This window comes from uncultured Maritalea sp., from assembly GCF_937139385.1.
In the GTDB taxonomy this organism is placed as follows: domain Bacteria; phylum Pseudomonadota; class Alphaproteobacteria; order Rhizobiales; family Devosiaceae; genus Maritalea; species Maritalea porphyrae_A.
This window is the reverse complement of the sequence record NZ_CAKZPW010000408.1, coordinates 1-4841: the sequence shown is the minus strand read 5'-3', so window position 1 is coordinate 4841 and position 4841 is coordinate 1. Positions and strand designations below refer to the sequence as shown.

4 protein-coding genes and 1 pseudogene are annotated in these 4841 nt (G+C 51.8%); all 5 read left to right on the top strand.

The window, feature by feature from the left end; genetic code table 11:
* Positions 1–96, top strand: a pseudogene (locus tag Q0231_RS16140) (LysR family transcriptional regulator); the annotation flags it as partial.
* Positions 97–645: 549 nt separating this feature from the next.
* A complete protein-coding gene (locus tag Q0231_RS16135) occupies positions 646–1098 on the top strand; it encodes a GatB/YqeY domain-containing protein (RefSeq protein ID WP_269395205.1) in 453 nt (150 codons plus the stop codon).
* Positions 1099–1105: 7 nt separating this feature from the next.
* A complete protein-coding gene (locus Q0231_RS16130; protein ID WP_299349216.1) occupies positions 1106–1618 on the top strand; it encodes a GNAT family N-acetyltransferase in 513 nt (170 codons plus the stop codon).
* Between the two features lie 65 nt (positions 1619–1683).
* Entirely contained in the window at positions 1684–3627 is a 1944-nt protein-coding gene (gene dnaG / locus Q0231_RS16125) for a DNA primase (protein WP_299349214.1), read from the top strand.
* 183 nt (positions 3628–3810) lie between these two features.
* A partial coding sequence (locus tag Q0231_RS16120; protein WP_299349210.1) for an RNA polymerase sigma factor region1.1 domain-containing protein occupies positions 3811–4841 on the top strand: 1031 nt, incomplete at its 3' end.

Genomic DNA, 4841 nt, shown 5'->3' with positions numbered 1-4841 from the left:
TCGCTTACGCATTCGGCCGTCAGCCGGCAGTTGAAAGTTCTGGAAGAGCAGATTGGCGTGTCTCTCCTAAGACGCGAAGGCAAAGGCCTGGGGTTGACCCCGGCGGGCGCTACCTATGCCCATTCGATCCGAGACATCCTGCATGACCTTGCTCGGGCGAGTCTGTGGGTCAAAGCTGGCGGCGCCAAGGAGACCTTGACGCTGGCCGTTACGCCAAGCTTGGGCACGCACTGGCTGATTCCGCGGCTGAGCAAACTTCACCAACAGCATGTCCGGTTGCGCCAAGGCCTTGGCCCTCAATGCGCGTCCCATTTTCCAAAATCAAAAGTGCGGTGGTTTTATCGTCTTGCCAGCCGGTCATCTCAAATCCTTTTGACGCTTATTGTGGGCGTAAATTTGACCGATCCTCAGACCCCGTTTTTGCCGCTTAGATGTGCGTTTGCCCATGCCTTAAGGCCCGCTGCGCTCAAACTGGTCCGGATCGGGCGGACACTATGTGAGAACAAGCGCGGCGTCAACAGATTCGAAGGAAAGATTTAGCAGTGAAAAATCAGTGGGTTAAATGCTCTGGGAAAGAAAAAATTGGCATAAGCGTTTTGCTTGGGTATAACCGAGGCAGAAATCATCAGGGAATTTTACGAAAATATGCGTGATAAAATTAGCTCAGCGCTCAAAGATGCCATCAAAGCGCGCGATGCGCGACGTACGGGCACCTACCGTTTGATCAATGCGGCGATCAAAGATCGGGACATTGAAGCACGGGGGCAGGGCAAAGAGCCTGCCAGCGAGCAAGAGATTTTGCAGATCATGCAAAAAATGGTCAAACAACGCGAAGAATCAGCCACTGTTTATGCTGAAAATGGTCGCGAAGAATTGGCCGCCCAAGAGCGTGAAGAGATTGCGGTTATTCAAGAGTTTTTGCCACAACCGTTGAGCGAAGATGAAGTGCAAGCCGCAATCAAAGACGCAATTGCAGAAACTGGCGCTGAAGGCCTGCGCGACATGGGCAAAGTTGTTGGTGTGCTGAAGGGCAAGTTCCCCGGTCGTATCGACTTTGGGCAAGCCTCGCGGTTTGTAAAAGCGGCGTTGAACGGCTAGCTTTATTATGGCAAAGGCTGCCGTTGTTTTAGAGAAGATTGCGCCGCATCATTGTGCGGCGCTTTTGCGTTTTGAACTTGAAAACGCCAGCTATTTTTCTGGGTTTGTGCCACCACGGGCGCCTGAAATGCTGACCGAGGTTGGCATGAGCCATGCAATTGCTGCGCTTGAGTTGGATATGCGTTCGCAAGAAGGGCTTTATTTTGTTGGCCTTATTGGTGATGAAGTGGTTGGACGCATAAATTTCACCATTGGTGGCGACCAGGCCGAAGTTGGCTATCGGGTGGCTGAGCGCTGGCTGGGAAAAGGCATTGCGGGGCAAATGCTAGCGTTGGGCGTTGAAATGCTGTGCGCTGATTATAAGATCAATCGGCTCATTGGGCGGGTGATGACAACGAACCTGGGGTCTACCCGCGTGCTTGAGCGCGCTGGTTTTTCTCAGTTTAGTATCGAAACTGGCGGCGGTGAACAGCGCGGCTTTGGTGGGGATATGGTGTCTTTTGAGCGTTGGCTTGTTTGACGCAAACTGATACGAAACGTTCTTTGCATTTGCCATTACATCCCTTTGACCATTAGATTGAGACCATGCGGTTCACTGATCAATTCCTAGACGATATTCGTGATCGAATTTCGATCTCCCAAGTTGTGGGAGAGCATGTGGTATGGGACAAGAAAAAGTCGCAACCCCAAAAAGGGGATTTTTGGGCCTGTTGCCCGTTCCATGGTGAGAAAACGCCCAGTTTTCACGCAGACGACCGGCGTGGTCGCTATCATTGTTTTGGCTGTGGCGTTTCTGGTGACCATTTTCGGTTCTTGGTTGAAAAGGCAGGCATGCCGTTCCCCGAAGCCGTTGAAAAACTGGCGGGGCAAGCGGGCCTGCAGTTGCCCGCAAGAGATGCACAAGAGGAAGCCCGCGATCGCAAGCGCAAGTCGCTTTATGATGTAATGGATTTGGCGACCAGCTATTTTGAGCAGGCTTTGGCCGCCAATGTTGGTGCCCGCGCGCGCGGTTATTTGCACGAGCGTGGAGTTCTGCCCAAGTTTCAGCAAATGTTCCGTTTGGGTTTTGCACCAGACAGCCGTAATGGACTTAAAGAATATCTGGCGTCGAACGGGGTGACCGCCAACGAGATGATTGCTTGTGGTTTGTTGGTATCTGGTGATGATATTGCAGTGCCATTCGATCGGTTTCGCAATCGGTTGATGTTCCCTATATTGGATTTTCGCGGTCGCGTGGTGGCCTTTGGTGGTCGCGCCATGTCGCCTGAAGCGCGGGCGAAATATCTCAATTCCCCGGAAACAGAGCTCTTTCATAAACGGCGCACGCTTTACAACGGGCAAATGGCCCGCCAAGCCTCTCACGACGGCAAGCCGTTGATTGTGGTTGAAGGCTATATGGATGTGATTGCGTTGGTGCAGGTGGGCTTTGAGGGTGCTGTGGCGCCGCTTGGTACGGCCCTAACGGACGAGCACTTGGGCTTGTTGTGGAAGATGACCAACGACCCGGTGCTGTGTTTTGATGGAGATAGCGCGGGGCAACGAGCTGCCTCTAAGTCCATGGACATAATGCTGCCGATGCTTAAGCCGGGGGTAACTGCGCAAATTGTGACGCTGCCCGACGGTGTGGACCCTGATGATCTGATCCAGAAAGAGGGCCGCAAGGGGCTAGAAGAATTGCTGAATTCGGCATTACCATTGTCTGAAGCCGTTTGGGAGCGAGAAACACGCGGTGCGAACGTTGGCACACCTGAAGCAAAAGCAGCGCTGGAGTTCAAACTAAAGAATATCGCCAATGAAATTGCGGACGCTTCAGTACGCAAGCATTATGGGCAAGCGTTTAACGATAAGCTCTATAAGTTCTTTCGGCCGCAGCGTCAGTATGGTGGGCAGCAACAGCGCACGAACAATAGTGGATATAACAAAGACGCAAAGTCTGGCGGATACTCAAACGCCAAAACACAGCGTGGCGGTTATCAAGTGTCCAATGCGCTTAAAAAATCTCTTTCGGCGAGCAATTCAACGAGCGGCGTGGCATCACGCGAAGCGGTGATTTTGGTTGGCTTGATCAATCACCCCGAGCTTGTGGAAATGCATCTTGAGGATTTGGCGCAAATTGATTTGCAGTCGTCCGCGGCTCGAAAAATCTTGGATGTGGTGATATCGCAAGTTTCGGCCAATCACGAAATCAAAAGCAAACAGCTGCGCGAGGCGCTTGAGCGGCGTGGTTGCGCGATTGATTTGGCGCAAATTGACAATGTTGTTCGTCAACAAGGCATATGGCAAGTGACGCCCGAAGCGAACAGTCAGGACGCCGAGGTTGGATTGAATCACGCTTTGGCCTTGCATTATAAATCACATCGATTAAATAGAGAGCTGAAGGCAGCCGAAATGGCGCTGGGCAATGACCCGAGCGAAGAGTCGTATGAAAGGCTGCGAGACATCCAGAACCAGATTACCAGTGTGGATGGCACTGAGGCTCTGATTGAGGGGTTTGGTTCGTTATCTGGGCGCTCGACGCGGAACCTGTGATTTAGGGTGGCCGGTCGGCGTTTTTGTGCATCTAACTGCTAAGTTATTGCATTTGGTAACGAAACGATAAGCATGATTGTCTATTCCCTTTGGGGAACGAAGTGCAATCGCCCTTGTCTTGGCCTGATTGTCTCACCACATATACTCGGCGATTTTGCCGGCTACCCGTTCAGGAGAATGTGAATGGCGACTAAGGCTCAGAAAGAAACTGAGAAGCCAGAATCAGGCGAAAGCCAAGACGGCCCACTTCTCGATCTTTCCGCATCCGCGGTCAAGAAAATGATCAAGGGCGCGAAAAAACGCGGCTATGTGACTTACGATCAGCTCAATGAGGTGCTGCCTTCTAACGAGGTGTCATCCGAGCAGATCGAAGACATTATGGCTATGCTTTCAGAAATGGGCATATCCGTAATCGAAGAAGATGAAGTGGAAGAGCACGAGGCAGAGCAGCGTGCAAAAACCGGAACCGAAGTTGCTGTTGCAACCGGTACGGCCATTGCGTCCAAATCGAACGCCCGTGAAGGCTCTGACAGAACCGACGACCCTGTGCGCATGTATTTGCGCGAAATGGGCACGGTTGAGCTTCTGTCTCGCGAAGGTGAAATCGCCATTGCCAAACGCATCGAGGCGGGTCGCGACACTATGATCAAGGGCCTGTGCGAAAGTGCCCTGACCTTTGAAGCCATCATGGTGTGGCGCGAAGAGCTTGAAGAAGAGCGCATTTTGCTCCGCGATATTATTGACCTAGACAGCACCTATAATTTGTCCATTGGCAACGTCCAAGAAGACCGCTCTGCGGCGGCTGTGCGGCGCGAAAAAATTGAACGCGGTGAGATCGAGCCTGAAAAAGGTGAGAAGATCGAGAAACCAAAGCACGGCCCTGTTCTGAAATTGGCGACCCATGCCGAGGGTGAAAAAACCCTTGAGGATGATGACGAGGAAGACGAAGACGAAAAAATCAATCTCTCTATGGCGGCTATGGAAGCCGAACTGCGTGAGAGTATTTTTGAAATTCTCAACAATATTGGTCAAGACTTCGCCCGTTTCCAGCAGCTTCAAGACATGCTTATTCGGGCGCGTCTTAAGGGTAAAACACTGCGCAAGCCCCAAGCCGAGCAATATGCTGAGCTGCAAAACAAAATCATCGAAGAGCTTAAATCTCTACAATTGAACAATGCGCGGATTGAGGCCTTGGTCGAGCAGCTTTATGCGAT